General features: G+C 71.7%; 25 protein-coding genes. 9 read left to right on the forward strand and 16 right to left on the reverse strand.

The window, feature by feature from the left end; genetic code table 11:
• The first annotated feature begins 13 nt into the window (after positions 1-13).
• Both ACIPSA_RS19465 and ACIPSA_RS19470 read left to right on the forward strand, forming a co-directional pair.
• Positions 14-619, forward strand: a complete 606-nt coding sequence (locus tag ACIPSA_RS19465) for a TetR/AcrR family transcriptional regulator (protein WP_402636229.1) — start codon at positions 14-16, stop codon at positions 617-619.
• 137 nt (positions 620-756) lie between these two features.
• Complete coding sequence (locus ACIPSA_RS19470; protein WP_402636231.1) at positions 757-1,497, forward strand: DUF2470 domain-containing protein; 741 nt, start codon at positions 757-759, stop codon at positions 1,495-1,497.
• A 57-nt stretch (positions 1,498-1,554) separates the two neighbouring features.
• Here the strand turns inward: ACIPSA_RS19470 and ACIPSA_RS19475 are convergent, their stop codons facing one another.
• From ACIPSA_RS19475 to ACIPSA_RS19490, 4 genes are all read right to left on the reverse strand, one after another.
• Positions 1,555-2,793 (reverse strand): lactonase family protein, encoded by a 1,239-nt coding sequence (locus ACIPSA_RS19475; protein WP_402636234.1) that lies wholly within the window; start codon positions 2,791-2,793, stop codon positions 1,555-1,557.
• A gap of 158 nt (positions 2,794-2,951) precedes the next feature.
• Positions 2,952-4,001: a hypothetical protein gene (locus tag ACIPSA_RS19480; RefSeq protein ID WP_402636236.1), complete on the reverse strand. Its 1,050-nt coding sequence runs from the start codon at positions 3,999-4,001 to the stop codon at positions 2,952-2,954.
• Positions 4,002-4,035: 34 nt separating this feature from the next.
• Entirely contained in the window at positions 4,036-5,289 is a 1,254-nt protein-coding gene (locus ACIPSA_RS19485) for an aromatic acid exporter family protein (protein WP_402636239.1), read from the reverse strand.
• 134 nt (positions 5,290-5,423) lie between these two features.
• On the reverse strand, positions 5,424-5,918 hold the full coding sequence (locus tag ACIPSA_RS19490) for an FBP domain-containing protein (protein ID WP_402636241.1): 495 nt from the start codon (positions 5,916-5,918) through the stop codon (positions 5,424-5,426).
• 404 nt (positions 5,919-6,322) lie between these two features.
• Here ACIPSA_RS19490 and ACIPSA_RS19495 point away from each other — a divergent pair, with 404 nt between their 5' ends.
• Complete coding sequence (locus tag ACIPSA_RS19495) at positions 6,323-7,612, forward strand: ROK family protein (RefSeq protein ID WP_402636244.1); 1,290 nt, start codon at positions 6,323-6,325, stop codon at positions 7,610-7,612.
• A gap of 124 nt (positions 7,613-7,736) precedes the next feature.
• A complete protein-coding gene (locus ACIPSA_RS19500; RefSeq protein ID WP_402636247.1) occupies positions 7,737-8,564 on the forward strand; it encodes an alpha/beta fold hydrolase in 828 nt (275 codons plus the stop codon).
• Between the two features lie 238 nt (positions 8,565-8,802).
• Here the strand turns inward: ACIPSA_RS19500 and ACIPSA_RS19505 are convergent, their stop codons facing one another.
• Complete coding sequence (locus tag ACIPSA_RS19505) at positions 8,803-9,843, reverse strand: PHP domain-containing protein (protein ID WP_402636250.1); 1,041 nt, start codon at positions 9,841-9,843, stop codon at positions 8,803-8,805.
• A 126-nt stretch (positions 9,844-9,969) separates the two neighbouring features.
• Here ACIPSA_RS19505 and ACIPSA_RS19510 point away from each other — a divergent pair, with 126 nt between their 5' ends.
• Positions 9,970-10,215 (forward strand): hypothetical protein, encoded by a 246-nt coding sequence (locus ACIPSA_RS19510; RefSeq protein ID WP_402636253.1) that lies wholly within the window; start codon positions 9,970-9,972, stop codon positions 10,213-10,215.
• 12 nt (positions 10,216-10,227) lie between these two features.
• On the opposite strand, the gene ACIPSA_RS19515 is transcribed toward ACIPSA_RS19510, so the two are convergent.
• The 3 genes from ACIPSA_RS19515 to ACIPSA_RS19525 form a co-directional block, all read right to left on the reverse strand.
• Positions 10,228-11,451: a ricin-type beta-trefoil lectin domain protein gene (locus tag ACIPSA_RS19515; RefSeq protein WP_402636255.1), complete on the reverse strand. Its 1,224-nt coding sequence runs from the start codon at positions 11,449-11,451 to the stop codon at positions 10,228-10,230.
• A 120-nt stretch (positions 11,452-11,571) separates the two neighbouring features.
• On the reverse strand, positions 11,572-12,204 hold the full coding sequence (locus tag ACIPSA_RS19520) for a VanZ family protein (protein ID WP_402636257.1): 633 nt from the start codon (positions 12,202-12,204) through the stop codon (positions 11,572-11,574).
• Between the two features lie 119 nt (positions 12,205-12,323).
• Positions 12,324-12,986 (reverse strand): DUF4230 domain-containing protein, encoded by a 663-nt coding sequence (locus ACIPSA_RS19525; RefSeq protein WP_402636259.1) that lies wholly within the window; start codon positions 12,984-12,986, stop codon positions 12,324-12,326.
• A gap of 174 nt (positions 12,987-13,160) precedes the next feature.
• Between ACIPSA_RS19525 and ACIPSA_RS19530 the strand changes: the two genes are divergently transcribed.
• The gene (locus ACIPSA_RS19530; protein ID WP_402636261.1) at positions 13,161-14,123 is read left to right on the forward strand and encodes a ribose-phosphate diphosphokinase; all 963 of its coding nucleotides are present in this window, start codon (positions 13,161-13,163) and stop codon (positions 14,121-14,123) included.
• Positions 14,124-14,275: 152 nt separating this feature from the next.
• Here ACIPSA_RS19530 and ACIPSA_RS19535 read toward each other — a convergent pair whose 3' ends face one another.
• Genes ACIPSA_RS19535 through ACIPSA_RS19545 form a run of 3 tightly spaced genes read right to left on the reverse strand, consistent with a single transcriptional unit; the run spans position 14,276 to position 17,126 of the window.
• Entirely contained in the window at positions 14,276-15,757 is a 1,482-nt protein-coding gene (locus ACIPSA_RS19535) for a glycosyltransferase 87 family protein (protein ID WP_402636264.1), read from the reverse strand.
• Complete coding sequence (locus ACIPSA_RS19540) at positions 15,754-16,617, reverse strand: class I SAM-dependent methyltransferase (RefSeq protein WP_402636267.1); 864 nt, start codon at positions 16,615-16,617, stop codon at positions 15,754-15,756. Before ACIPSA_RS19540 ends, ACIPSA_RS19535 begins: the two co-directional genes overlap by 4 nt.
• Positions 16,617-17,126, reverse strand: coding sequence for a glycosyltransferase family 2 protein (locus tag ACIPSA_RS19545; RefSeq protein WP_402636269.1), 510 nt, complete (start codon positions 17,124-17,126; stop codon positions 16,617-16,619). The genes ACIPSA_RS19540 and ACIPSA_RS19545 overlap by 1 nt, the downstream gene beginning before the upstream one ends.
• A 113-nt stretch (positions 17,127-17,239) precedes the next feature.
• Between ACIPSA_RS19545 and ACIPSA_RS19550 the strand changes: the two genes are divergently transcribed.
• Both ACIPSA_RS19550 and ACIPSA_RS19555 read left to right on the forward strand, forming a co-directional pair.
• A complete protein-coding gene (locus ACIPSA_RS19550; RefSeq protein WP_402636271.1) occupies positions 17,240-17,965 on the forward strand; it encodes a response regulator transcription factor in 726 nt (241 codons plus the stop codon).
• A complete protein-coding gene (locus tag ACIPSA_RS19555) occupies positions 17,955-19,067 on the forward strand; it encodes a sensor histidine kinase (RefSeq protein ID WP_402636273.1) in 1,113 nt (370 codons plus the stop codon). The genes ACIPSA_RS19550 and ACIPSA_RS19555 overlap by 11 nt, the downstream gene beginning before the upstream one ends.
• A gap of 94 nt (positions 19,068-19,161) precedes the next feature.
• Here the strand turns inward: ACIPSA_RS19555 and ACIPSA_RS19560 are convergent, their stop codons facing one another.
• The 3 genes from ACIPSA_RS19560 to ACIPSA_RS19570 form a co-directional block, all read right to left on the reverse strand.
• A complete protein-coding gene (locus ACIPSA_RS19560) occupies positions 19,162-19,611 on the reverse strand; it encodes a hypothetical protein (RefSeq protein ID WP_402636276.1) in 450 nt (149 codons plus the stop codon).
• Positions 19,612-19,924: 313 nt separating this feature from the next.
• Positions 19,925-20,329, reverse strand: coding sequence for a hypothetical protein (locus ACIPSA_RS19565; RefSeq protein WP_402636278.1), 405 nt, complete (start codon positions 20,327-20,329; stop codon positions 19,925-19,927).
• Complete coding sequence (locus tag ACIPSA_RS19570) at positions 20,326-21,471, reverse strand: molybdopterin-dependent oxidoreductase (RefSeq protein WP_402636281.1); 1,146 nt, start codon at positions 21,469-21,471, stop codon at positions 20,326-20,328. Before ACIPSA_RS19570 ends, ACIPSA_RS19565 begins: the two co-directional genes overlap by 4 nt.
• A 681-nt stretch (positions 21,472-22,152) precedes the next feature.
• On the opposite strand from ACIPSA_RS19570, the gene ACIPSA_RS19575 reads away from it, so the two are divergent.
• Positions 22,153-23,616: a DUF1996 domain-containing protein gene (locus ACIPSA_RS19575; RefSeq protein WP_402636284.1), complete on the forward strand. Its 1,464-nt coding sequence runs from the start codon at positions 22,153-22,155 to the stop codon at positions 23,614-23,616.
• Positions 23,617-23,637: 21 nt separating this feature from the next.
• Here ACIPSA_RS19575 and ACIPSA_RS19580 read toward each other — a convergent pair whose 3' ends face one another.
• Together ACIPSA_RS19580 and ACIPSA_RS19585 are read right to left on the reverse strand one after the other, a co-directional pair.
• Entirely contained in the window at positions 23,638-24,120 is a 483-nt protein-coding gene (locus ACIPSA_RS19580) for an anti-sigma factor antagonist (RefSeq protein WP_402636287.1), read from the reverse strand.
• A gap of 199 nt (positions 24,121-24,319) precedes the next feature.
• Positions 24,320-25,270, reverse strand: coding sequence for an NADP-dependent oxidoreductase (locus ACIPSA_RS19585; RefSeq protein WP_402636290.1), 951 nt, complete (start codon positions 25,268-25,270; stop codon positions 24,320-24,322).
• Positions 25,271-25,275 lie beyond the last annotated feature (5 nt).

Consider the following 25,275-nt stretch of genomic DNA (forward strand, 5'->3'; position numbering starts at 1 on the left):
GTAAAGTGCGGACATGGCCGCGAACCGGGGCGAACGCACCCGCCGCAGACTCAGCACGGAGGAGCGCCGGGAGCAGCTCCTGTCGGTCGGGGCCAGGCTCTTCTCGGAGAGCCCGTACGACGAGGTGTGGATCGAGCAGGTCGCCGAGATCGCCGGCGTCTCCCGGGGGCTGCTGTACCACTACTTCCCGACCAAGCGGGACTTCTTCACGGCGGTCGTGGAGCGGGAGAGCGAGCGGATGCTGCGCATGACCGAGGCGGTGCCCGGTGTGCCCGTGCGCGAACAGCTCACCACCGGCCTCGACACCTATCTCCAGTACGTCGAGGCCCATGCCCACGGCTACCGGGCCTTCCACCGCGCCGACGCGGCGGGCGACCAGACCGTACGGCGCGTCTACCGGCGGGCCCTGGCCGCCCAGGAGCGCCAGATCCTGGCCGCCCTGTCCGCGGACCCGGAGTTCGGCCCCGTCTTCGGGCAGCGGCCGGATGTGCGCCTGGCGGTGCGGGGCTGGCTGGCCTTCACGACGGCGGTCTGCCTGGAGTGGCTGCGCGACTCGGGCCTCTCCCGGGAACAGGTCCGCGATCTGTGCGCGCGGGCGCTGCTCGGGGTCATCGCGTGACCGACGTCGGGCGACATGGCGGTGCCGACGCCGGGTGACCCCGCGATGCCGACTTCGGGTGACGCGGGGCGGTCCGCGGTTGGCGTGCGGCCCGATCTTCGATAGGTTAGGCAAGCCTTACCTAAGGAGGTTTCGGGATGGGTGACAGCCAGACCTGGACGGCCGTGCCCGGCGCGGCGGAACAGGCCCGTTCGGTGCTCGCCGCGGCGTGGTCCTGCGCGGTGACCGCGGAGGGCGGGCGGGAGGAGTTCGTCGGCGCGCACACCGTGGCCGAGGACGGCCGGGTGATCCTGCACGTGCCCGAGGACAGCGCCCTGCTCGCGGCCGCGATCTGCGCACCGCGCGGCGAGCCGTCCGCCGTGCTGGAGTTCGCCGACGTCGCGCCCGTCGCTGTCCGCAACCGGATCCGCGCCAGGCTCTGGCTCGCCGGCCGGTTCGCCGTCGAGGCCGGTCACCTCGCCTTCCGGGCCACCCGCGTGGTGCTGCGCCGGCCCTCCGGCGCCGTGGTCGTCGGCCTCGACGCGTTCTTCGCCGCCGTGCCCGACCCGCTGGCCACGGCCGAGGCCCAGCTGCTGACCCACCTCGCCGGCGCCCACCCGGACGCCGTCGAGCGCCTCACCCGCCTGGTCGACCCCGACAGCCTGCACGCGGCGGTCCGCGTCCAGCCCCTGGCCGTGGACCGGCACGGGCTGACGCTGCGCATCGAGCGCGCCCGCTCCCACGGCGACGTACGACTGCCGTTCCACGCGCCCGCCGCCGACGTGTCACAGCTGACCGAGCGCATGCACGTCCTGCTCACCCAGGCGAGCGCGGCCTCCTGCCTCCGCCCGCCGGGACCGGTCCGGCGGATCGGGTCGCGGCGAAGCAACGGTGCCTGATCGGCGCAGCTGCGCGTGCCGGACCCCGCGGCTGCGGCCTGGTCCGCCGGGCAGGCCCTACAGAGGCAGCGCGCAGACGGCGACCGGTGAGGAGAACGGCTCGCCCGCGAGCCGCAGTTCACCGCTGTCCAGGTCCACGTGGAAGACGCTCACCGTGCTGGAGCGCTGGTTCGCCGCGAACAGCAGCCCCCCGTCCGGTGAGAAGGCGATCTGCCGGGGGAAGTCGCCGGCCACCGGCACGGTGTCGAGCAGCCGGAGCCGGGCCCCGTCCGCCTCGACGGCGTACCGCGTGAGGCTGTTGTGGCCGCGGTTGGCGAGGTAGGCGTACGAGCCGTTCGCGGTCACCAGGATCTGCGCCGGGTAGCTCGTGCCCTCGCCGGTGCCCGTGGACTGCGCCTCGCCGATCGTCAGGCGGCCGGTGGGCGGGTCGTACGCGCACACCGCGACCGTGTTGTCGACCTCGTTGGCCAGATAGGCGTGCCGGCCGTCCGGATGGAAGGTGAGGTGGCGCGGGCCCGCGCCCGGCCGGGTCCGCGCCCGCGCGACCTCGGTGAGCGTGCCCTTCGCCGGGTCGATGCGGTACGTGTAGACGGTGTCGGTGCCCAGGTCGACGGCGAGGACGTGGCCGCCGTCGGGGCTGGTGACGAACTGGTGCGCGTGCGGGCCCTGTTGCCCGGGGCCGGGCGCGGGACTGGAGTGCGTGACCAGGTCGGTGCGTTCCCCCAGGGCGCCCGACGCGTCGATCGGGTGCACGGCCACGCTGCCCGACCCGTAGTTGGCGCTGAGCAGCCACCGGCCGGTGGGGTGGACGGACAGGTGGCAGGGGGCCGAGCCGCCGGTGCTCCGGCTGCCGAGGATCCGCCGGCCGGCCAGGCGGACGGCGGTCACCCCGCCGTCCGTGCGCTCGTCCACGGCGTACAGGGTGCGGCCGTCCGGGTGCAGCGCCAGGTAGGACGGGTCGGCGACTCCGGTGAGCGTGCCCGTTCCGGTGATCCGGCCCGTCGACGGGTCGTAGGTGGCCAGGCCGATGCCGGTGCCGCCGCCCTCGGCCGAGGTGTAGGTGCCCAGGTAGAGGGGGCGGGGGCCGGACGGCTTCCGGGAGCCCTCGACGGCGGGCTGTTTCTCCGGGGCCGGTGTGGCCGCCGCCGGGGTGGTCGTCCGTTCCGCGTCCGCCGTCGTGTGCGACCGGGGTGCCGCCGGTGCGGGCAACGTCACCACCGCGACCGCACCCGCCAGCGCCCCGACGAACCGGCGCCTGCTCCAGCCGCCGCCCGTCGCCTCCGCACCACTGTCCATGCCCGCACCTCAGGTCGTCGGCTGCCTCGGTCGTGACTGCAACCTTGGCCCGGACCGGCCGTCGAACGCAAAAAACGCAAAAAGGCGACGAGCGCCGCGGCGGACGCCATGGGCGAGACGGCTGCCGGTGTCTACCACTCACCGACGGCTGCCGGTGTCTACCACTCACCGTCCTCGACCGGGTCGCCCGGCATGTCCTTGAGCTGCTTCACCTGGCCGGGAGACGGCTGCTGCCAGGGCTCCAGGTCGTCCCCGAGCCAGTCGCCGACCGGCTTGACCGAGCCGAGGGCGTCCGTCGGGGCGAGGTCCTCGGCGTCCTGGTCGTAGTAGTCGAACCAGGGGAGTCCCGCCCGGGTGTACGCCGCCCGGTCCACCGGCGACGGCGGGGGAGCCTCGCCCGTGATGCGACGCCATTCCGGCGGCGTCACCAGGTGCACGAACACCCGCCCGGCCGGCTTCTCGGCCCATTCCTCGAGCTTCCGGTCGTCCCGGTAGACCTCCTGGCGCATCGAACCCCCGACGCCGAGCCCCATGGCGGCGGCCATGGGAGCACGCGGCGCGGCGGCGGGCGCCGGCACCGCGCCGGGGGCGGGCGGCGCGGCCATGGGCAGGGCGGCGCCGTACCCGCCGAACGCGGTCTTCGTCCGCATCCGCTCCCGGCGGACGCGCTCCCGCTCGCGCCATTTCGCGAGCGGCTCGTCCCGCAGCGGGAAAGACTGGAGCTGGACGCCGCCCCACACCTCCTCGCCCGTGACCTGCCCCTCCACCGTCGCGCCCAGCCCGAGCGGCACGGCCACGAACTGGCGCACCGTCCCCTTCCCGGAGTTGATGCCGTCCAGCCAGGGCTGCCGGGGCAGCGCGAGGTAGTTCTGCGGCTTCCGGGACAGCCGGTCGCTCCACCGCTTGCCGGACACGGCGCACACCTTGCCCACCCCGACCTGCAGCGCGGCCGGTTCCGTCGTGCCCGCGAAGCTCAGCCACATCGCCTCGCGCAGATACACCGGCAGCATCACGCCACCGCGCGCCCGCCACTCGGGCGGCACCGTGTCCGGGAAGTCGGCCACCCTGCGGACCGGGAACTCGCCCAGTCCCGGCGGCAGCGGATGCGTGCCCGTCTCGGGCAGGCGCAGCGTGCGCACGAACCGCACCGCCACACCGCCCGGCAGCCGCAGTGTGTTCCCGTCGATCCGTACGGCTGTGTCGGTCATCCCCCAGCTCCCCCTTCGCTCGCCCGGTTTCCCCTCAGGAAGAACGCCGGTCGGCACCGGGGTGGTTCCGGCGCAGCCGCTCCGGTACGCCCACACGCTCCTGCAGCCAGGTCAGACGCGGCAGCTTCGCGCGCTGCTCACCGGAGACACGGTCCAGTTCCTCCAGCAGGCGGCGCGAGCGGTGCTCGGTGTCGAGCTCGTCGATGATGCGGTTCACCTCGGTCAGGACGGCGCCGTGCAGCTGCCAGTGCCGGTTGTCGCGCTCGACCTCGTCCCGCAGCAACAGGGCCAGCTTGTCGCGGGTGGCCGCCGCCGCGTGCAGCTCCGCGCTGAGCCGTGCCTCCGCCGCGTCGGCACTGTGGCTGAGGTCGGTGGTGACCAGTACGGCGAAGCTGACCACGGCGTCGCCGATCTCGGACAGCAGCCGCTCGACGGTCGCGCCCGCCTCCGAGGGGAACAGCGGATCGGGGTCGCGGGCCTTGGCCAGATCGGTGATGGTGCGGGCCAGCACCCGCAGCACGACCGTGCAGATCTCCAGCGTGTCCAGGCCCGTCCGCAGCACCACCCGGTGCAGCAGGCCCTCCTTGACGCGCGGATTGAGCCGCAGACTGTCCTCGGCCTGCCGCAGGGCCGCGTCCACCTCGACGATGTCGTGGTCCAGCCGGCGCGCCTCGTGCAGCCGTGCCGCCGCCCGCTCCACCGGAGTGCGGCCGGCGGCCTCCTCGCCCATCCGCAGCATCAGCCGCCGCACCCGCCGCGCCAGGCCCTCGATCGACGCCCCGGCCTCGTCCACCCAGACCGGGGGAGGGAGCAGCAGGTTGATGGCGAGCCCGACGGCCGCGCCGATCAGCGTCTCCACCACCCGCGCCCAGGCCGTGTTCCCCACGGTCGTGACCCCGAGCACCAGCATGGCGCTGATGGCCACCTCGGGCACGTACTCGTCGACGCGCACCAGGTGTCCCACGGCCAGCGAGGCCACGATCAGCAGCGCGAGACTCCACCAGGTCAGCCCCACGAGCAGGCTGAAGGCGATGGCGACGAGCACGCCGGCCACCACCGAGTTCACCCGGCGGATGCCGTTGGTGAGCGTGGCGTACAGGGTGACCTGGACGACCAGCAGGGCGGTCAGGGGCGCGGTGAGGGGCGCGGGCTCCGGGCTCAGGCGCAGCGCGACGACGTACGCGATCGTCGCCGCGGCGGCCGACCGCAGCGTCTGTACGACCACGGGGTCCCGGTACCGCCTCAGGAACCGCGTCGGCCCCGCCGTCCACTTGCGTACGTCTTGCATCCCTTGGCCTGTTCCCGTTCGGTGGAGGCGTCGAACGTACCGTTTGCGGACCGGTTGTGTCCGCAACGTGACGTCGGAATTCCGGAACGGGGGCCGGCCGGGTCGGACCCGGGCGGTGCCGGCGGTCGGGGCGGTCAGACGTACAGCTTGTCCAGGAAGGCGGAGAGATTGCCCGTCGTCCGGTCGATCTGCTCCTCGGTCGTGAGGCTCTCCTCGATGCGCATGCCGGACTCGGGCACCTTCTTGCCGCGCGCATACAGCGAGCAGGCCAGGTCCGTGCACATGTACAGGCCGACCGAGTTGCCCTCGCGGCCCGCCGCGCCCGCCTTCCGGGCCGTCATCAGCGAGACACCGCCTCCGGGGTGGGTCGTCAGGCACACCGAGCACATGCTGCGGTGCAGGAGACTCCGCCGGACGGACGGAAAGCGCAGCGCGACGCCGACGGGCCGGCCCTCCCGTTCGGTGACCAGATAGCTGCGGTCGGGCGCGCCGGGATCCCGCCAGCCGAGGAAGTCCAGGTCGTCCCAAGGGCGTTCGGCCAGGTCACGGGGCACCGCCAGACGTTTGGCCTCCCCCTTGGAGCAGTTGACGAACGAGTTGCGGATGTCCTGCTCGGTGAGCGATCGCATGAGGAAGTCCTTCTCGGGATGGCGTGAAGCTAGGGCTACTAGGTTTTTGCCTAGCAAGCCTCTGCACAGCCTAGGCAGCCAAGGCTGGGGGAGCCAGTGGTTTTCCGGTACGACGGCCGAGCCCCGCGACTTCGAGGTGGCGTGGGGATGTCCCTCGTCGCACTCGCCGAGGCGGATGACCAGGACGCCCTGAAATGGCACAATCGCCGCTCATGGGGATCACCGCGCGCGAATTCGACCGGCCGCCACGACCACTGGTGGGCCGGGCTTCCCGGTGGTGACGTGCGTGTGCTCCGGGGCTGAGCGCGCTTAGCTCACAGCGTGAACTAAGGGTTGGAGGAAAGTCGCGCCGAGCCCGCCCGCGGAGGTATGTTGCAGGTCGGGCAGGGGGCGGAGGGAGCCACATGGCGGGGCGGAACGGGCGCACGGTACGGGACCTCAGGCGGGGTAACCGCACGGCCGTGCTGCAACGGCTGTACTTCGACGGGCCGCTCAGCCGCTTCGAGCTCGGCCCGGCGACCGGCCTGAGCTCCGGCTCGGTCAGCAACGTCGTCGCGGACCTGATCGCCGACGGGCTGGTCGAGGAGGCCGGCAGCGTCGACTCCGACGGCGGCCGCCCCCGCACCCTGCTGCGCGTCGCCCCGGCCAGCGGGCACATGATCGGCGTCGATGTCGGCGAGACCCGGGTCCGCGTCGAGCTGTTCGATCTGACCCTCACCGAACTCGCCCGTTCCGAAAGGCCGCTGGAGCAGCAGCGGTACGACGTGGACGTCATCGTCGGTCATGTCCGCGACGGCGTCGCCGAGGTCCTCGCGGCCGCCAGAACCGATCCCGCGCGGCTGCTGGGCGTCGGAGTCGGCGTCCCCGGGATCGTCGAGCACACCGCGGACCGGGGCGCCGTCGTGCACGGGCAGACGATCGGCTGGGACGCCGTGCCGCTGGAGGCACTGCTCCGCTCCGGATCCCAGCTCCCCGATTCCGTTCCGTACTTCATCGACAACGGCGCCAAGACCCTCGGCCAGGCGGAGATGTGGTTCGGCGCGGGACGCGGAGCCCACAACGCGGTCGTGGTGCTCTTCGGCTCCGGCGTCGGCGCCTGCCTCGTCACCCCCGAGGTGGAACACGGGCGGGCCGTCGAGTGGGGCCATCTGACGGTACGGGTCCGGGGGCGGCGCTGCCGCTGCGGCGCGCTCGGCTGTCTGGAGGCCTACGCGGGGGCCGAGTCCCTCCTCGCCCGCTGGCGGGAGGAGGGCGGGTGCCCGCCGGAGCGCACCGACGAGGAGACCGCGCTCACCGCGATGCTGGCCGCCGCGTATCCGCCCGAGGGCACCGCCGCCGACCCCGTGGCGCTCGCCGTCCTCGAGGAGACGGCCGAGTACCTCGGCGCCGGCCTGTCCGACCTGATCAACCTCTTCCAGCCCGAGCGGATCCTGATCGGCGGCTGGGCGGGACTCCAGCTCGGCGCCCGGTTCCTGCCCGCCGTACGCCGCCACGCGAGCGAGTACGCGCTGCGCCACCCGGCCGAGAGGGTGACCATCGACCTGGGCAGGCTCGGCCCCGACGCGGTCACCGTCGGCGCCGCGATCCTGCCGCTCGCCGACTTCTTCGCCCGCGGCGGCCGGCGTGCGCAGCCGGCGGCCGACGACCGGCTCCCGGCCTGGCGGGCGGCACTTCAGGAGCGGGCTCCGCGCTAGGACCTGTCCGGCGGAGGCACCGCCGGTCCATGACCCGTGAGGTAATCGACGCCCGTCGCCGGTGACGGAAGCATGAAGGACGTACCCCCAACCGCACCACCACCGGATTCCAGGAGGACGTCCCATGCCGTACTTCGAGAGCCCCGTCGACGGTGTACGCCTGCACTACGTCGACCACGGTCCGGCCGACGGACCGGTGATCGTCTTCGTCACCAGCGCCTGGCTGGGCTCCGAGATGTGGGAGTTCCAGATGCTGCCGCTGACCAAGGCGGGCTACCGCTGCGTGAGCATGGACCGGCGGGGCCACGGGCGTTCCGACGACGTGTGGGGCGGCTTCGACCTCGACACCCTCGCCGACGACCTGCACGGGATCCTCGACCACCTCGACCTGCGCGAGGTCACCTTCGTCGGCCACTCGGTCGGCACCGCGGAGATCGTGCGCTGCCTGACCCGGCACGGCGACGACCGGGTGGCCCGGGTCGCCCTCGTCAGCGGCATCGCGCCCGGCGTGGTCAGGACGGCGGACAACCCCGACGGTGTGGACCCCGCCGACGCGCTCGCCGCCAACGAGGTCTTCCGGAAGGACAGGGCGGGCTTCTACGAGGCCAACGCCGACGCGTTCTTCGGAGTCGGCCTGCCGGGGGTCGAGGTGTCGCCGGCGTACGTGCGCCACGTCATCAACCGCTGCCTGACCACCTCCCCGCACGCGTCGTACGCCATCCAGGAGGTGGTCGTCGGAGTCGACCTCGCCGCCGAGATGCCCAAGCTCGCGCTGCCGGTGCTGGTCGTGCACGGCACGCACGACGTGTCGGCGCCGCTGGAGGTGTCCGGTGCCCGCTCGGCACGGCTCGTGCCGGACGCCACGCTCAAGGTCTACGAGAACGCCGCCCACGGCCTCCTCTTCACGCACCCCGACCGGCTCAACGCGGACCTGCGGGAGTTCATGGCCTGACGGCGGGCAGAGAAAAGCCCCGACCGCGACGGGGGAATCACGGTCGGGGCGGCCAAGCGGTGGGCGCGAATGGCGGTCGCCTCTCGGCGAAAGGCTCCACAGGGCTTCAGCCGAACGATCGTCCCTGTGGGCTGGAGGTGAGGCCCGGGGACACTGTCCCATCCACACCCACGGCTGGTTCAACGGGCAACCACCCCTGGGTGTTCCTGCCCCGCACCTGGTTCGGCGGTGATCTGCGTCACGCGGCCCGTGAGGGCGTACGACCCTCCCGGGTCCAGGCCAGCAGTTCCGGCGCAGACCAGGTGGTCACCACGCGCTCGGCGGGCACCCCGCACTCCTCGGCCCGGGCACAGCCGAGGATCTGCCAGTCCAGCTGGCCCGGCGCGTGCGCGTCGGTGTCGATCGAGAACAGGGCTCCGGCGTCGACGGCCCCCCGCAGCAGCCGCAGAGGCGGATCGAGTCGCTCCGGTCGGCTGTTGATCTCCACGGCCGTGCCCGTCTCGGCGCACGCGGCGAACACCTCGTCCGCGTCGAACTCCGACTCCGGCCGCCCCTGCCCCGTGACCAGCCGCCCCGTGCAGTGCCCCAGGATGTCCGAGAGCGGGTTGCGTACGGCGGCCACCATGCGGCGGGTCATCGCGCGGGCTTCCATCCGCAGCTTGGAGTGCACGGACACCACGACCACGTCGAGCCGCTCCAGCAGTTCCGGCTCCTGGTCGAGCGAGCCGTCGTCCAGGATGTCGCACTCGATGCCGGTGAGCAGCCGGAACGGTGCCCAGGACGCGTTGAGCCCCGCCACCACGTCCAGCTGCTCGCGCAGCCGCTCGGACGACAGACCGCGGGCCACGGTCAGCCGCGGCGAGTGGTCGGTCAGCGCCGCCCACTCGTGCCCGAGGCGCGCCGCGGTGCGCCCCATCTCCTCGATCGGGCTGCCTCCGTCCGACCAGTCGGAGTGCAGATGGCAGTCCCCGCGCAGGAGCGCGCGCAGCCGCTCTCCGCCGCCGGCCGCCGGGCTCCCGGCCTTCCCGGCCTCCTCCTCCAGCTTCCGCAGGTACTCGGGCACCTGCCCGGCCAGGGCCTCCCGCACCACCTGCGCCGTCTTCGGGCCGACGCCCTTGAGCGACTCCAGTGTCCCGGTGGCCGCGCGCTCGGCGACCTCCTTCCCGGGCAGTGCCGTCAGCGCCTGGGCGGCGGTGCGGAAGGCTCGTACGCGGTACGTCGGCGCCAGGGACCGCTCCAGCAGGAAGGCGATCCGGTCCAGCGCCTCGACGGGGTCCATGGACACCTCCTCCTCCAGGGTTCCCCAGCGCCGACGGGGCCGCACGACGGGTGGCGGAGGCCGGCGCGTCCCCCGATCAGTGACGTGCGTCACTCGCTATCGCCGGTTGCGTTCTACCCTCGATGCATGACCGAAATAGCAGCCCCGCACATCTCCCATCCGCGGATCATGGTGCTGCGGGTGATGACGGGCAAACCGGGCACCCCGCCCTTCCGCATCGTGGAGATCGACGGTCAGGTCGTCGGTGAGGCGCATGCCGTCACCGACGTCCTGGAAACCGCCGCGGCCTTCGGCATCACCGTCCACGACCTGGACGACCCGGAGGTGGTCCGCTGGGTGGGCGGCGACAAGTTCACCTGGAAGCCCCGGTAGACCCGGCCGGGTTCAGCCGACCGTCCACTTCTGGTTGGCGCCGCCCGAGCAGGTCCAGATCTGCAGCCGGGTGCCGTTGGCCGAATTGTTGCCGGTGACGTCCAGGCACTTGTTCGCCTGCGGGTTCACGATGTCGTTCGCGGCGGAGACGGCCCACTTCTGGTTGGGCCCGCCCGTGCAGTCCCACAGCTGTACCGTCGAGCCGTCCGCGGTCCCGTTGCCGGTCACGTCCAGGCACTTGCCGAGCGCCCGGATCGTGCCGTCCGAGCCGACCGTCCACTGCTGGGCGGCGCTTGCGTTGCAGTCGTAGAGCTGTACGGGGGTGCCGTTGGCGGAGTTCGCGCCGGCCACGTCCACGCACTTTCCGGCCAGCCCCTTGATCGCGACTCCGGCCGCCGAGCCGCTCGTCGTCACCGACACCGAGTCCACCACCAGCTGCTGCGGGAAGGCGGTGGAGCTGTTCGGGTCGCCGGGCCAGTCTCCGCCCACGGCCAGGTTCAGGATCAGGAAGAACGGCTTGTTGAACACCCATGTCCTGCCGCCCAGGTCGGCGGGGGTGCGCCGCTGGTAGACGGTGCCGTCCACCGACCAGGTGATCGAGTCCGGCGCCCAGTCGACCGCGAAGGTGTGGAAGGCGTCCGCGAAGGCCTGGCCGCCGGACAGGGAGTAGGCCGCACCGATGCCGCCCGAGCCGGAGTAACCGGGGCCGTGGATGGTGCCGTGGATGGTCGAGGGCTCGTAGCCGACGTTCTCCATGACGTCGATCTCGCCCGAGTCGGGCCAGTTGACCGGAGTGCCGAGCATCCAGAACGCGGGCCACATCCCCTGCCCGCGCGGGATCTTCATCCGGGCCTCGACGTGCCCGTACTGGGCGTTGAACTTCCCGGCGGTGTTCAGCCGGGCCGAGGTGTACTGGCAGGTGCCGTACCAGCACTGGTAGCCGGCCGGGTTCTCGCGCCGGGCGGTGATCACCAGATGACCCTGGCCGTCCAGGGCCGCGTTCTTGTTGCCCGACGTGTAGTACTGCCGCTCGTGGTTGTTGACGTTGTCGCCGGTCTCGGTCTGCCACTTCGAGGAGTCGGGCGCCGATCCGGCGGCTCCGTCGAAGGTGTCGGAGAAGGTCGCGGCGGAGGCGTCGGAGGCGTCCGCCCGCGCGGGGCCGACCGCGGCGGACGCGACCAGAGCGGCGGACAGGGCTGCGAACAGGCATCTGCGGAGCAGGCGTGGGGAAGCCACAGCTCTCCTTCGGGTGGTGGTGGGGGTATGTACCGCCACTTGATTTAAGAAGTGAGATAACAGCGCGTCAAGTGTTTGGTGCGGACACGTCAATGAGATACGGGCCGGCGTGCTCCACGATCAACGCTTCGGCACGCGCGCGTGCACCGCCCGGCCCAGTCGCCGTCCCAGAAACAGGTAACCGACCAGCGCTCCCGCGGTGTTGAGGATGACGTCATCGATGTCGAAGGCGCGCCCGGTCACCAGCGCCCCCTGCGCCAGCTCCACCAGCAGCATCACGATCGCGGTGAGCAGCAGCACCCGCAGGATCCCGCGGGCCCCTGGCGCCAGCACCGGTACCAGCACCCCGAACGGGACGCCCAGCAGCAGGTTCCCGCCGATCTGCTTGACGGCGTCACGCAGTTCCGGCTGGTCCAGGTACGCCTTCAGCGAGCGGCCCGGATGCAGATTGTTGTGTGTGAGCGGCACCGAGGCCGGGGAGGGCTCCAGGGTGAGCCGGGCCAGCGCGGCGGCGAACGCCACCATGAAGGCGAAGGCGCACGCCATCGCCAGCAGCCGTAACGGGGCGGGGAGCGCGCGGCGTTCGGCCCCGCCGGGCCGCGGGGCGCTCTTGGCCGCCGGGCCCGCCTTGGCTGTCGGATCGGCCTTGGCCGCCGGGCCGGTCTTGGCTGTCGGGCCGGCCTTGGCGGCGGGGTCGGCCTTGGCGGTCCGGCCGGACCTGATGGTGCGCAGACTCAGGGCGATACGGGCCATTCGGTCCTCCAGACTTCAACTTCCCCGCGTTGTAAGCCGGTTACCCCTGACGGCTCCGACGATGCCGCCGACGGGGGCGGCGGTCGGCGTTCTCGCCGGGACCGCGTTCCTCGCCGACATCAGGACCCGTACGAGACATGCACCTCCTTGAAGCCCAGGGATCCCAACAGGCCCTGGAGCATGTCGGTGGTGTTCGTCTCGGCCCGCGTGGTCAGCCCGCTGTCCTTGGCCGCCGCGCCGATGTGGCGTACGGCGAGCTGCTGCACGGCGTGCTCGCTGTTGGGATTGTCCGAGAAGAGGTCACCGAGCCGGTCGATCAGGCCGCGCTGCTTGGACACGGTGTAGGAGCGGTCGGCGTCGAGGGCCGGCCTGCCGAGCTGTGCGTGCGGCAGCCGGAGCGTGGCGGAGGTGCGGTCGCCGTTGACCGACACGTCCTTCTGGCCGACCTTGCCGAGGTCGACGTAGGCGTCCACGCTGCCCGCCCCGACGTACAGGGTGCGGGTGCCGCGGACCGCGTCGGGCAGGTACTTGGTGTCCTTCTCCAGGTCCACGACGACCTGGAAGTTGCCGGAGGCGGCGTCGTACCGGCTGATGTCCTGGATGGACTTGAGGAGCGCGGGACCCGACCGGTCGTGCGTCTCGGTGCCGAACAGGTCCTTGAGGCCCGGGAGCACGGCCAGCCGGATCCCGGCGAACAGCACCGCGAGCACCAGGACGAAGGCGGTCACCAGCTTCGCCCAAAGGGGCATGCGGGCCGGCAGGGCCTTGATGGACGTCGTCATGTCGTCGGCCCTCCTTCCTACTTTCCGCATGCCCGCCAAATCCCTTGGCAGACCAATTCGTTGGCCGATCGGCCCCCCTGGCGGAGACGCGCCGGGCGCACCGGCGTGGAGGTCCTCACCTCGGCGGCGTCAGTAGCATGAGCCCCGCAGCCCATGATCATGGAGGAGCGGATCGTGCGTGACATCGCCGTCTTCAGTGGCAGTGCCCACCCCGAGCTGGCGCAGGAGGTCTGCACACACCTCGGGGTGCCGCTCAGCCCCACCCGGGTCAGCCGGTTCGCCAACGACTGTCTGGAGGTGCAGCTTCAGGCCAATTGCCGGGAGCGGGACGTCTTCATCATCCAGCCGCTGGTCAGGCCGGTGCAGGAGCACCTGGTCGAGCTGCTGATGATGTGCGACGCGGCCCGGGGCGCCTCCGCGGGCCGCATCACGGTCGTCATGCCGCACTATTCCTACGCGCGCTCCGACAAGAAGGACGCGCCCCGCATCTCCCTCGGGGGCCGTCTCGTGGCCGACCTCATGGTGGCGGCGGGCGCGAGCCGCGTGCTGGCCATGACCCTGCACGCGCCGCAGGTGCACGGCTTCTTCTCGGTGCCGGTGGACCATCTGCACGCGCTGCGCGAACTCGCCGCACACTTCCGGAAGTACGACCTCTCGCGCACCACCGTGGTCTCGCCGGACCTCGGCAACGCCAAGGAGGCCGCCGCCTTCGCCCGGCTGATCGGCGCCCACGTCGCGGCGGGCGCCAAGCAGCGGTTCGCGGACGACCGGGTGAGCATCAGCTCGGTGATCGGTGAGGTGGCCGGGCGCGATGTCATCGTGCTGGACGACGAGATCGCCAAGGGCAGCACGGTGCTGGAACTGCTGGAGAGGCTGAGGGAGTTGGGGCCGCGCTCGATCCGGGTGGCGTGCACCCACGGGCTGTTCGCGGCGGGCGCCCTGAAGCGGCTCAGCGATCAGCCGGACGTGCTGGAGATCGTGTGCACCAACACCGTGCCGGTGCCGGTTGCGGACCACGAGGAGCACAAGGCCAAGCTGAGCATCCTGTCCATCGCACCTGCGCTCGCCGAGGCCGTGCGCCGCATTCACAACGGTGAGTCCGTCAGCGCCCTGTTCGACGCGCCCCGGAGCGAATAGACAGGAAGGGGACGGCGCGGTTCTCGTCGTCGCGGCCACCGACGGGCCGATGCCGCAGACCAAGTGCTGTACCCGTCGGCCTGCCGGCCTCTCGCCGCTGATCGCGGTGCTTCTGGGAGCTGGTTCACCCGGGCAAGGCGGTCGCCGCACCGTCAGGTCCGCTCCTCGTCGGACCGCCGGTCGATGCCGAGGAGAGCCTGGCGTGCCCTGCCGGAGCGGAGGCAGGCGCCCGTGCCGATCACCACGGCTGCGATGCCGTAGGCCCATGCCTGTAGGGGGAAGCCGGGCAGGAGCCGGCCGGCGAGGTAGAGGACGGTGCCGGCGAGGGTGACGGTCAGCCACTCCCACCGGCCGTCCATGGCCACGAGGGCGACCACGAGCAGGGAGTACCAGGGATAGCTCGGTGAGAACAGGAGCAGGGCGGTGCCGGTGACCAGCAGGGCGCCGTGCCAGGGACGGGCCGGGTCCCCGCGCCACCACACGTACAGGGCGGTCAGGACGAGCAGCACGGCGGCGGTCACCCCTGCGGCGGTGTCCGGCAAGAGGAGCCTGAGCAGGGCGAAGCGGCGGACGTGGCCCGGTTCGTAGCCCTCCTCGTGGAGGTAGCCGGGGAGGTAGCCCAGCACGCCCGCCCCGGAGGCCGCGACATAGGGCACGTACGCGAGCGCCACCGCGGCGACGGCGGCGGCGACGACACGCAGGACGCGGGCCGGGCCGCGCTGCCCGGACAGGGCGCCGGGCAGGACGAGGACGGGCAGGAGTTTGACGGCGATCGCCGCACCGAGCAGCCCGCCACGGCGGCTTCCGGCGGTGGCGGTGCCGAGCGAGAGCACGACGAACAGTACGCCGAGAGTGTCGATGTGGGCGTTGTTGACCGCTTCCAGGGCGACGGCCGGGCACCAGGCCCACAGCGCGGCACGGGCCGGAGCACGCTCCGGGTCACCACGGCGGCGCAGCACGCGGAGCAGGGCGAGGGTCGTGCCGAAGGACAGGGCGGCGCCGCCGATCTGGAGCGGCTTGTGGCGACTGTCCGGCGGGGACAGAACGTGGACGGCGAAGTACCAGCCCTCGGCGACAGGGGGGTAGATGGTGGGGACGGTGGGTCGGTTGATGCGGACGCACAGGCCACCGCCGGTGTGGGTGAGTCCCCATCCCTCACAGGCTTCCTGGGTGGGGAAGAGCCAGTCGTCGCGCAGCCGGGCGAGTTCGGGTGCGGCGGGCGGGTGGGCGTAGGGGGAGATGCCGGCGGCCTGGACGCGACCGTCCCAGGCGTAGCGGTACATGTCGTTGCTGGTACGCGGCTGCGCGGCGAGCCCGGCCAGGGCGACCGCTGCCGAACCGGCCAGGACGAGGACGGTCGCGGCGCGGACCGGGACCGCGCGTATGGTCCACGCGGCGGCGGCGAACAGAGCCCAGGCGACGGCGTATCCGCCCAGCAGCCGGCCGGGGGCGCTGTGGTTGTCGCCCGCGTGAAGGGTGTCGACGACGACGGCGGTCAGAGCGGTGAGGAGGAGCACCGTCACGGCGACGCGGATCCGGGGCCTGTGGGGACCGGCCGGTGCGGTGGGACGCGGCGGCGGGGGTGTGGCTGAGCCACCGGGATCCTGCCGGTGCGGGGTGGCGGTCTCGGTCATGTGCGGTCGGGCCCTCCGCGGCGTATGGGGGGTGAGGTGTCGAGCGCCGTGTTCGGGCGGTGGAGTTCCAGGAAGGGGCGGTCGTCGGTCGTCCACCGTCCGGTGAGGACCCACCCGGTGGCGTCGGCGGCGTGCAGCAGGGCGGTGGTGCCGACGCGGGCCCAGGGGAAGGAGCGTCCGTGGCGGCCGTGGGCGTCCTCGACGCGGACGGTGAGGCGTTCGTCCACGTCCTGCGGGGCGGCCTCGGCCAGCAGGCGTCCGCCGGGGCGGAGCAGGTCACGCAGGCGGGTGAGCAGGGCCTCCGGGTCGCCGCCGATGCCCACGTTGCCGTCCATCAACAGGACCGTGCCCCAACGGCCTTCTCTCGGCAGCCGGTCGAAGACGGACCGCTGCAGGGCGGTTCCGCCCTGGCGCCGGGTCCGGGCGACGGCGGCCGGGCTGACGTCCACTCCGAGCGCCGGCATACCCCGAGCAGCCAGGGCGGCCACCAGACGCCCGGGCCCGCAGCCGACGTCCAGGACGGGTCCGGTGCAGCGGTGCAGTACGGCGGTGTCGGCGGCGTCGGGTGCGGCGCAGAAGCGCTCCACGTCCAAGGGGAGCAGTTCATCCGCCCCGTCGGTGCGCGGTGTCATGCGGCGCAGGTACAGCGGGCCCCTGCCGAGGCGCACGGCACGACCGTACGGGTCGTCGGTCCAGGGCTCCCCCGACCCGACCGGCGTGAGCCGATCGGCCTGGTGCACCGGCGCTCGCAGCTGGGAAGGCAGCGTGACGTGGAGGAGGTCCTCCTCCGACGCCGTTGGCTCCTCCGGATCGGTACGGCCGGCGACGGAAGTGCGCGTCCCCTGCGCGATGTCGCTCATCAGACGGTCTCTGCGAGCGAGGCCATGGCGGTGGCGAAGCGGGATCCGGGCGGGCAGCAGGTGACCACCGAGGCGGCGTCGGCCGCGGTGTCCACGTCGCGAAGAAGCGGCAGGTCACCGACCGTCAGCCTGGCGTGCAGGGGCCAGGCACCGCGGGCGGTGGGCCGGCGACGGCCCAGGACCAGGTCCGCGGCGCCGTCGAGGACGGGACCGGCGACGGCCGGCAGCAGACCGGGATCGAGGGAGGCGTCGCAGTCGCAGAAGCAGACCACGTCGGCAGTGGCGGCGGTGAGGCCCGCGTGGCAGGCGGCGCCGAAGCCGCGCCGCGGCTGGTGGACCACGTACGCACCCAGGTCACGGGCGATGTCCGGGGAACCGTCGGTGGAACCGTTGTCGACGACGATCGCGCGCCAGCCGGACGGGATCCGCTCCAGCACCCACGGCAGGGCCTCGGCCTCGTCGAGGCAGGGCAGCACGACGTCCACAGAAGAGGGGGATTTCTCGATCACCCCACTCACCCTACGGATGCAAAACGGGCATAAGGGATGTCTGGTCCTTACGGATCGCTGACGTCGCTCGCCGTGTCCGTCCCCGCCCCCGTCCGCCTGTGAGACTCGGCGGTGTGAAACGCGTACTCGTTGTGGACGACGATCCCACAGTCTCCGAAGTTGTCGCCGGATATCTGGACCGGGCGGGATTCGCCGTCGACGTGGCCGCCGACGGCCCCGCAGCCGTCGCTCAGGCCGCCTCCCGGCAGCCCGACCTGGTGGTCCTGGACCTCATGCTGCCCGGCATGGACGGGCTGGAGGTATGCCGCCGCATCCGTATGACCGGACCGCTCCCGGTGATCATGCTGACCGCGCGCGGCGACGAGGAGGACCGCATCCTCGGCCTGGAGGTCGGTGCGGACGACTACGTCACCAAGCCGTTCAGTCCCCGCGAACTGGTGTTGCGGGTGGAGTCCGTGCTCCGCCGAGCCGGGGCGGCGACGGCCGTCCGGGCCGACGTCGCGGAGCCGTGGCTGCGGTCCGGCGTGCTCGCCCTGGATCCCACCGCCCGGCGCGCCACCCGAAAAGGCTCCGAACTATCCCTGACCATAAGGGAGTTCGACCTGCTGGAGTTCTTCATCCGGCACCCCGGGCAGGCCACGAGCCGGGAGCAGCTGATGCAGCGGGTCTGGGGCTGGGAGTTCGGCGACCTGTCGACCGTCACCGTGCATGTGCGGCGTCTGCGCGAGAAGGTCGAGGACGACCCGGCTCACCCTCGCCTGATCAGCACGGTGTGGGGCATCGGCTACCGCTTCGACCCTCCCCTGTCGCAGGAAGCGGAGGCCGGCCATGGTCGGTGACACGTTCCTCATCGCCCTCTACGCGGCGAGCGGCGCGGCGGGTGCCGGACTGGTGGGAGTCGCGGTCCTGCGGGCGCTGCGGCACCGGTCCGTCGCCGTGTCCCTGGCCGTGGTCGCCGCCGTCACCGTGGCGGCGATGCTTGCCGGAACCATGCTGGTGTCCCAGGCGATGTTCCTGTCCGATCACGACCTGTGGGTGGTGACGATGGTGTGCGCCATGGCCGCGGTCGTCTCGCTCGTCGTGGCACTCCTCCTGGGCCGCAGCGTCGTGAACGGCAGCCGGGAGCTGGCCGAGGCCACCCGCGCCCTCGGGGACGACGGCAGCTTCACCCCGCCCGCCACCGCACCCACCGCTGAACTGGCCGAGCTCACCGGCCAGTTGGTTGCAACCAGTGCCAAGCTCGCCGATTCCCGGGAGCGGGAGCGGACCCTGGAAGCCTCTCGACGGGAACTGGTCGCCTGGATCTCCCACGACCTGCGCACGCCGCTGGCCGGCCTGCAGGCGATGACGGAGGCCCTCGAGGACGGCATGGTCGACAATCCGCGCGTCTACCTCACCCGCATCCGCTCGGAGGTCGGGCGCATGAGCGCCATGGTCAGCGACCTGTTCGAACTCTCCCGTATCCAGGCCGGCGTACTGGCGCTGTCCCCGACCCGGATGTCGGTGTACGACCTCGTCGGCGACGCCATCGCCGGCGTCGACGCATTGGCCAGGGAACACGGCGTACGACTCGTGGGTCACGGAGTCGAGCCGGTACCGGTGGAGGTCGACGGCCGCGAGATGTCGCGTGTCCTTGCCAACCTGCTGGTCAACGCGATCCGCCGCACGCCCGCCGACGGCACGGTCGCCGTCTCGGCTCACCGTGAGGCGGACCGGGTCGTGCTGTCGGTGACCGACGGCTGCGGCGGGATCGCCCCGGAGGACCTGCCCCGCGTCTTCGACACCGGCTGGCGCGGTACCGACGCCCGCACCCCGCCGGCCGGCGCCGGGCTCGGTCTGGCCATCGTGCGGGGCATCGTGGAGGCCCACCAGGGACGTGCGGCGGTGCGCAACGTGCCGGGAGGCTGCCAGTTCGAGGTGCATCTGCCCGCGGCGGTCTGAGGCCGACGAGGAGGCAGAACCGGCCCGGCGAGGAGAAGCCGGGGTCGGTCCTGCCGCATGTCACACAGTCGCCCCGGCAGGCAACGTTCTCCCGTCAAGGAGCGGCGTCCGGTGCGTGCTCTGGGGGTACCCCCTGCTCGGGAAGCGTGCCGGGCGTCGCGTCGGGGCGAACGTCCTCGGCGGGCCGGGTCGCCGCCACCGTCAGCAGGGCGAAGGCCACAGCGAAGCCGAGCATGGTGAACACGCCCTTCGGCCAGAAGATGTGACTGCCGACGAACGACCAGCAGGCGGCGAACAGCACGGCAGCACCCGGCAACACCCGCACACCATGGCGCCGCCAGAGCACCGCGCAGGCGGCGAGCGAGGCCACGGCCAGTCCGTACACCCCGGTCCGGCCCAACTCGTCGCCAGTGGCGAACAGCCGTCCGGCCGCCCCATGGACACCGTGGTCCACCACGGTGCCGGCGGAGATGCCGGCCACCGCGTCAAGGCCGGAGTAGTAGGCGGCGAAGCAGAGACATCCGGCCCACGAGAGCACCGTCAAGGCCCCCTCCGCATCACTGCGAGGCCTGCCCCACAAGGGCACCACCAATCCGAGGACAAGGAAGGGAAAGACAGGCAACAGGACGATGTGCAGAACGGCCCAGTGCCCTGCCGTCGCCGCCGTCAGATGCCGAGGGTGCATCAGACCGGCGGCGGCCAACAGCAACGGAGCGGCGGTCACCACGGCGGTCACGCGAAGAGTACGAAGGGATCGCATCCGCTCACGCTAGGCGGCCACCAGGTGCTCCGCCGCGCCCGCCCGCGACGCGTAAGACACCCGTAAGGCGGCTCCTCCTTCGGCCGGACGAGGAACATCACTCATCGGACGGCCGACGACTTCGCCCGAATCCCCGCACAGCCAGGACGAGCGCGGTCACCGTGGCCACGGCCACCAGTGCGATCAGCCAGTTACTCGGATAGTCCAGCGGCAGCACCGACGAGTTGGCCGTCTTCCCCGGCCGTAGCAGCACGGGCAGCGCCACCGTCGTCAACGCGCCCACGACCACCAGGGCAGCACGGACCGGCCCGCGCACACCGCCGCGCACCAGCAACAACCCCACCAACAGCACCATCGGGGCGATCACCGCATCGTGCAGGACGATCGCCCCGCCCAGCCACACCAGCACATCCGGCAGATCGCGGACATCGCTGAGCAGGGACGCTCCGACGCCCATGAGCGCCACACCGGCCACGCCCACTGTCGTACGCAGCACCTTCACCCCAGCACCTCCAGTCGGCCTACCCACTTGGTCTGCAGCACACCCGGCCGATTGGGGGCGATCAGCCGCGCCGGGTAGCCGTGGTCGGGGTCGAGTTCCTCGCCGTTCAGGCGCAGGGCGAGCAGGGTCAGCGGGTCACGGGCGTGCTCGTGCCCCATCTCCGACACCCGGTAGCCGCCCCTCAACTGCAACGACACCACCCGTACCCGCGCCTGCGCCGGCGCCCCCGCACGCTCCAGCAGGTCCGCGACGCGTACGCCGGTCCAACGCGCCGACTTGCTCCAGCCCTCCACGCACGCGATCGGCAGCTCTACCTCATGCTGCGGCAGAGCGCGCAGCTCCTCCAGGGTCAGGGTGTAGGGCCGTGGGCCGACCACCGTCAGGCGGTACTCCTGATCGGCGATCCGGCCGACCCCGGCCGCGGCGGCGGTCCGGTTGACCGGGAGCGCCTGTGGCCCCTTGTCCGGGTGACGGGGCGCGAACAGGAGGAAGTCCTTCAGCGGGGTGAACGACTGGCCCACCGTGGTGAGTGTGACGGCCCCGACGGCCGCGCCCACCGCGGCCAGCAGCGAGCGGCGGTCGGGGCCGTCCTGCGTGGGCAGGGCGAGCGTCCCGGGCGACCGACGGGTCCAATGCGCCTTGATCTCCGGCGCCTTGACCGCGATGTGCAGCATCAGCGCCCCGACGACCAGCCACCCCACCGCATAGTGCACGGGCACGAAGGAGAACGGCCATGGGTACCACTGGGCCGTGTTCAGCAGCCCTGTTGCCAGCTCGAAGACGGCACCGGCCACCAACACCGCGACCGAAAGCCGCTCCAGGGCATGCTTGACCGAGCGCAGCGGCGGCCACTCGAACAGCCGCGGATACACCGTCCACAGCTTCGCCAGCAGCAACGGGATCGCCGCGATGCCCGAAGCGACGTGCAGCCCCTGGGTGAGCCGGTATCCCCAGGCCGGGCGGCTCGGGATGTCGTTGGCCAGCCAGCCCGGCGGATGTTGCATGACATGACTGACCAGCCCGGTGACGAAGCACACGGCGAACGCCGGACCCAACCAGCGGCCGATCGAGGTCGCCGTACGGGCATCATGCAGTCCGCCCTTGAACACCGGCGGAGAGACACTCAGTTTCATGCCCTCCATCCCACTCGGCACCTGGCCGCATCGGAACACCTCAACCCTTACGGAACAGGGACGTTCCAGTCGGCACAGAGTTCGCTGCTGCTCAGGAAGGGACGAGGTCATCCGTGCACACCGGTCCGGGATTCGTACGGCAGTTGGCACAGGAGCTCGCTCCTCGCTGGTTTCTCAGGCTGCATCCGGAGTGACTCCTTACGAGACTCTGACGCGGGGTCGAAACCTCTGTCGCCTCATCTGCCTCAGAGGCAATGCTGACCGCGCCGGTCGCCGAAGCCAGGTGACGGAGAAAGGTTGAGGAGCAGCGCATGATCAGGCATCGCCGCCATGCAAGGGAAGCGGCAACCGCACTGCGGCGCGTCCTTATGCCGCTCTCGTAACTGAAAGACCCACCAGTGCCCGACGACCCGATTGCGAGATCCCGCAGCGGCGTCGAACCGGAACAGCCGCAAGAACGCGAACCGGGTACGCCGCCGGGTCAGGAGTGTTCCTGCCCATGGCGTTGACGGTGGTGGTGCCCGGCCCGGCCTCATGGCTACGTCTGCCGGCCCGCCGGCCCAAGTCCTTCCTGGCATGACACGCCGACAGTTCTCCGCCCCCGCGCTGATGCCCCGTGGCCCCGGTCACGGAGGCAGTCGGTCGGAGACGTGTCACGCCCACTTTGATCGAGAACCTCATAGGAGTCCCATGCGTCGCAACATGCCCAGGCGATCGAAGACGTCGAACCGAGCCATCGCCGCCGTAGCAGGTTTGGTCCTGGGGGCGGGAGGGCTGATAACGGTCAACATGTATGCCTCCGCCGACGTGAGCGGAAACGGCAACTCGACGAAGAGCGCCTCGCAAGGCCAGGCGCAAGTGCTCGCGGCACAAGCCGCCACCATCAGCTGCCCGGATGTCAGGGCCGAACTGACCTCGGTCCCCAGCCAGGCCAGGGCGCAGGTCGACGGGGAACTCGCGCTCCTCGACAAGCAAGTGGCGGAGGCCTACCAGCGGCTGCGGAATTCCGCCCAGGCGATCCAGCGGGGCAGCAACTTCGCCGACAACGCGGTCATGGGGCCGTTGAGGGACGAGCGGGTCGCGATCATCGACCGGATCGCGATCGCCATCGGCAGGTCGGGGACCGGGCCGCAGGGGCTTGAATCCCTCGCCGCGTGTACGCTGCGCGCATCCGGCAACCAGACGGGCACCGGCCGGCAGGGCGACAGCGGCCAGCAGGGCAACAGCGGCCAGAGCGGCAACGGCCCGGTGGCCGCCGACTTCGTGGACATCACCACGGTCCGCCCCAATGTGAGGAATACCCGCAAGTCGCGCGGCGCCTCCCGGGGCACCTTCACCACACAGTGCGGCGTCAACGAGAACAAGCTGCACAACTCCGACAACATCATCGTCGCCCCCGGTGTCGGCAACGGCGCGCACCATACGCACGACTACGTCGGCAATCAGGACAACGACGCGTTCACCAGCAACGAGGAGTTCGCCGCTGCCGGGACCAGCTGCCGCAACCAGGGCGACAAGTCCACGTACTACTGGCCGGTGCTTCGTCTCCAGGACGGCACCCAGGAGTTCGACGCCAAGAAGCTCGGCGGCGGCGCCGAGGGCAACGTCGGCCGCATTCTGACGGCCTCGCAGGTCACCCTGAACTTCATAGGCAGCCCGAAGGGCAAGGTCGTGGCAATGCCCAGGTTCCTGCGCATCATCACCGGTGACGCCAAGGCATTCACGAACGGCGCCGCGAACGCCAACGCGGCGTGGAGCTGCACCGGCTTCGAGAACCGGCAGCTGACGGACAAGTACCCGGTCTGTCCCGAAGGCAGCAGTCTGGTCCGTACCTCCAAGTTCCAGAGCTGCTGGGACGGCCAGAACATCGACAGCGCCAACCACCGCTCGCACGTCGCGTTCGCCGATCCCAGGACCGGTCGCTGCCCGAGCGGTTTCAAGGCCATTCCGCAGCTGGTCCAGCGTCTGGTCTACGACGTGGACGCGCCCAGCCTCGACGACAACGGGCAGTCCAGCCCGTTCTACGCGGTGGACGGTTTCCCGGAGCAGATGCACAAGCCCATCACGGACCACGGCGACTTCATCAACGTCTTCGACGAGAGTCTGATGAACCGGATGGTCCGGTGCATCAACACCGGCCGAAAGTGCCGGTGACCTCCTCTCCGAGGCAGCGGGTCATAAAGAGCCGGACGTGGCCTCGGGCTGTCCCAGGGCCGCGTCCAGCGTCGGCCGCGGGGGCAGCAGCCGTGACAGCCCGGTGAGCCGGAAGACGCGCAGGGTCAGCGGATGGGTGCACACCAGCTCCAGCTGCCCGTCGCGGTCGAGGACCCGGCGCCGGGCCCGGTACAGCAGGCGCAGCCCCGAGCAGTCGAAGAACTCGATGTGCCGCAGGTCGAGCACGATCCGCGCGCCGGGCCGGTCCGTCACCCGGTCCAGGTACGGAGCGATCTCCATGGCCGCCGCGATGTCGATCTCGCCGCGGAACTCCAGCACCGTGTGTCCCCGGTCCTGGTGGATGCGCAGGTGCCGGGTGAGCGGAGCGGGCTCCCGCCGCGGTTCCTGCCGCGGTTCCTGTCGCACGACGGCCCCACCTCCCACCCGCGCCGGGAAAACCGTTCCCGCCCAGCAAGTTACCCTCGATAGACGGAATTTGAGCATGTTCGATTGACATATGTCTTCGAGTTTGGCGCAAGTAGTTCTTCGGTCCGGGTGCCGGGGCCGTCGAGGCCGTCGGCTCCCAGGCCACCGGCGTGGCCCCGGCGACCACGCCGTGCTGTCCTTCACCTCGTGAGCTCAGCGCCGCAACGGCAAGACGATCAGACCCGTGCTCACCTTTCCGGCTCGGTCGGCTTCCGGCTCAGTCGACCAGCAGGACCAGCTTGCCCGTCGTCCGGCCGGTGTCGCCCAGCGCGTGCGCCTCGGCGGCATCGGCCAGCGGGAACGTCCCCGCGATCGTGGCGCGCAGCTTGCCCGCCTCGACCAGCTCCGCGATCGCCCGCATGCCGCCGCGGTCGGCGTCCACGAGCATGCGCACCGCCCGTACGCCCAGCCGCTCGGCCTCCTCGTAGAGCTCCTCCGAGCCGACCGGCAGGATCGAGACCAGGACCCCGCCCGGCCGCAGCACGCGCAGGGAGCGGACCGAGGTGTCACCGCCGATCGTGTCCAGCACCACGTCGACGTCCCGTACGGCCTCCGTGACGTCGGTGCCGCGGTAGTCGATCGCCTCGTCCACGCCGATCTCCCGCAGGAAGTCGTGCTTGCCCGCGCTCGCCGTGCCGATCACATACGCGCCGCGCGCCTTGGCGATCTGCACGGCCACATGCCCGACCCCGCCGGCCGCCGCGTGGATCAGCACCCGCTGGCCCCGCCGCAGCTCGGCGATCTCCACCAGGGCCTGCCAGGCGGTCAGCGAGACCAGCGGCAGCGCGCCGGCCTGCGTGTGGTCGATCCCGGCCGGCTTGCGCACGAGGGCCCGGGCCGGGGCGATCACGTACTCGGCGTGCGAGCCGTGGCCGTACGGGTAGGGCAGCATGCCGAAGACCTCGTCCCCGGGCGCGAAGGCGGCGACGCCGATCCCGGTCTCCTCGACCACGCCGGAGACGTCCCAGCCCAGGACGAAGGGCGGCTCGCCCAGAAAGCCGCCGGTGGCGCGGTGCTTCCAGTCGGTGGGGTTGACCCCGGCGGTCCGCACCCGGACCAGCACCTCGTTGGGGCGCGGCGCGGGCCGCTCGACCTCCGCTTCCTTGAGGACCTCGGGACCGCCGAGGACGTCCTGACTGATGACTCGCATGGTGTTCACATCGCTCATGGTCA

Source organism: Streptomyces sp. NPDC086549 (genome assembly GCF_044746205.1).
GTDB lineage: Bacteria > Actinomycetota > Actinomycetes > Streptomycetales > Streptomycetaceae > Streptomyces.

What these genes read in the sequence shown, in the direction of transcription:
- ACIPSA_RS19485 (WP_402636239.1), bottom strand. Translation starts at nt 5,289, where the DNA reads ATGCAAGACGTACGCAAGTGGACGGCGGGGCCGACGCGGTTCCTGAGG.
- ACIPSA_RS19520 (WP_402636257.1), bottom strand. Translation starts at nt 12,204, where the DNA reads ATGGCCCGTATCGCCCTGAGTCTGCGCACCATCAGGTCCGGCCGGACC.
- ACIPSA_RS19505 (WP_402636250.1), bottom strand. Translation starts at nt 9,843, where the DNA reads ATGGACCCCGTCGAGGCGCTGGACCGGATCGCCTTCCTGCTGGAGCGG.
- ACIPSA_RS19470 (WP_402636231.1), top strand. Translation starts at nt 757, where the DNA reads ATGGGTGACAGCCAGACCTGGACGGCCGTGCCCGGCGCGGCGGAACAG.
- ACIPSA_RS19525 (WP_402636259.1), bottom strand. Translation starts at nt 12,986, where the DNA reads ATGACGACGTCCATCAAGGCCCTGCCGGCCCGCATGCCCCTTTGGGCG.
- ACIPSA_RS19465 (WP_402636229.1), top strand. Translation starts at nt 14, where the DNA reads ATGGCCGCGAACCGGGGCGAACGCACCCGCCGCAGACTCAGCACGGAG.
- ACIPSA_RS19540 (WP_402636267.1), bottom strand. Translation starts at nt 16,617, where the DNA reads ATGAGCGACATCGCGCAGGGGACGCGCACTTCCGTCGCCGGCCGTACC.
- ACIPSA_RS19490 (WP_402636241.1), bottom strand. Translation starts at nt 5,918, where the DNA reads ATGCGATCGCTCACCGAGCAGGACATCCGCAACTCGTTCGTCAACTGC.
- ACIPSA_RS19510 (WP_402636253.1), top strand. Translation starts at nt 9,970, where the DNA reads ATGACCGAAATAGCAGCCCCGCACATCTCCCATCCGCGGATCATGGTG.
- ACIPSA_RS19475 (WP_402636234.1), bottom strand. Translation starts at nt 2,793, where the DNA reads ATGGACAGTGGTGCGGAGGCGACGGGCGGCGGCTGGAGCAGGCGCCGG.
- ACIPSA_RS19585 (WP_402636290.1), bottom strand. Translation starts at nt 25,270, where the DNA reads ATGAGCGATGTGAACACCATGCGAGTCATCAGTCAGGACGTCCTCGGC.
- ACIPSA_RS19555 (WP_402636273.1), top strand. Translation starts at nt 17,955, where the DNA reads ATGGTCGGTGACACGTTCCTCATCGCCCTCTACGCGGCGAGCGGCGCG.
- ACIPSA_RS19575 (WP_402636284.1), top strand. Translation starts at nt 22,153, where the DNA reads ATGCGTCGCAACATGCCCAGGCGATCGAAGACGTCGAACCGAGCCATC.
- ACIPSA_RS19535 (WP_402636264.1), bottom strand. Translation starts at nt 15,757, where the DNA reads ATGACCGAGACCGCCACCCCGCACCGGCAGGATCCCGGTGGCTCAGCC.
- ACIPSA_RS19480 (WP_402636236.1), bottom strand. Translation starts at nt 4,001, where the DNA reads ATGACCGACACAGCCGTACGGATCGACGGGAACACACTGCGGCTGCCG.
- ACIPSA_RS19570 (WP_402636281.1), bottom strand. Translation starts at nt 21,471, where the DNA reads ATGGAGGGCATGAAACTGAGTGTCTCTCCGCCGGTGTTCAAGGGCGGA.
- ACIPSA_RS19500 (WP_402636247.1), top strand. Translation starts at nt 7,737, where the DNA reads ATGCCGTACTTCGAGAGCCCCGTCGACGGTGTACGCCTGCACTACGTC.
- ACIPSA_RS19495 (WP_402636244.1), top strand. Translation starts at nt 6,323, where the DNA reads ATGGCGGGGCGGAACGGGCGCACGGTACGGGACCTCAGGCGGGGTAAC.
- ACIPSA_RS19580 (WP_402636287.1), bottom strand. Translation starts at nt 24,120, where the DNA reads ATGCTCAAATTCCGTCTATCGAGGGTAACTTGCTGGGCGGGAACGGTT.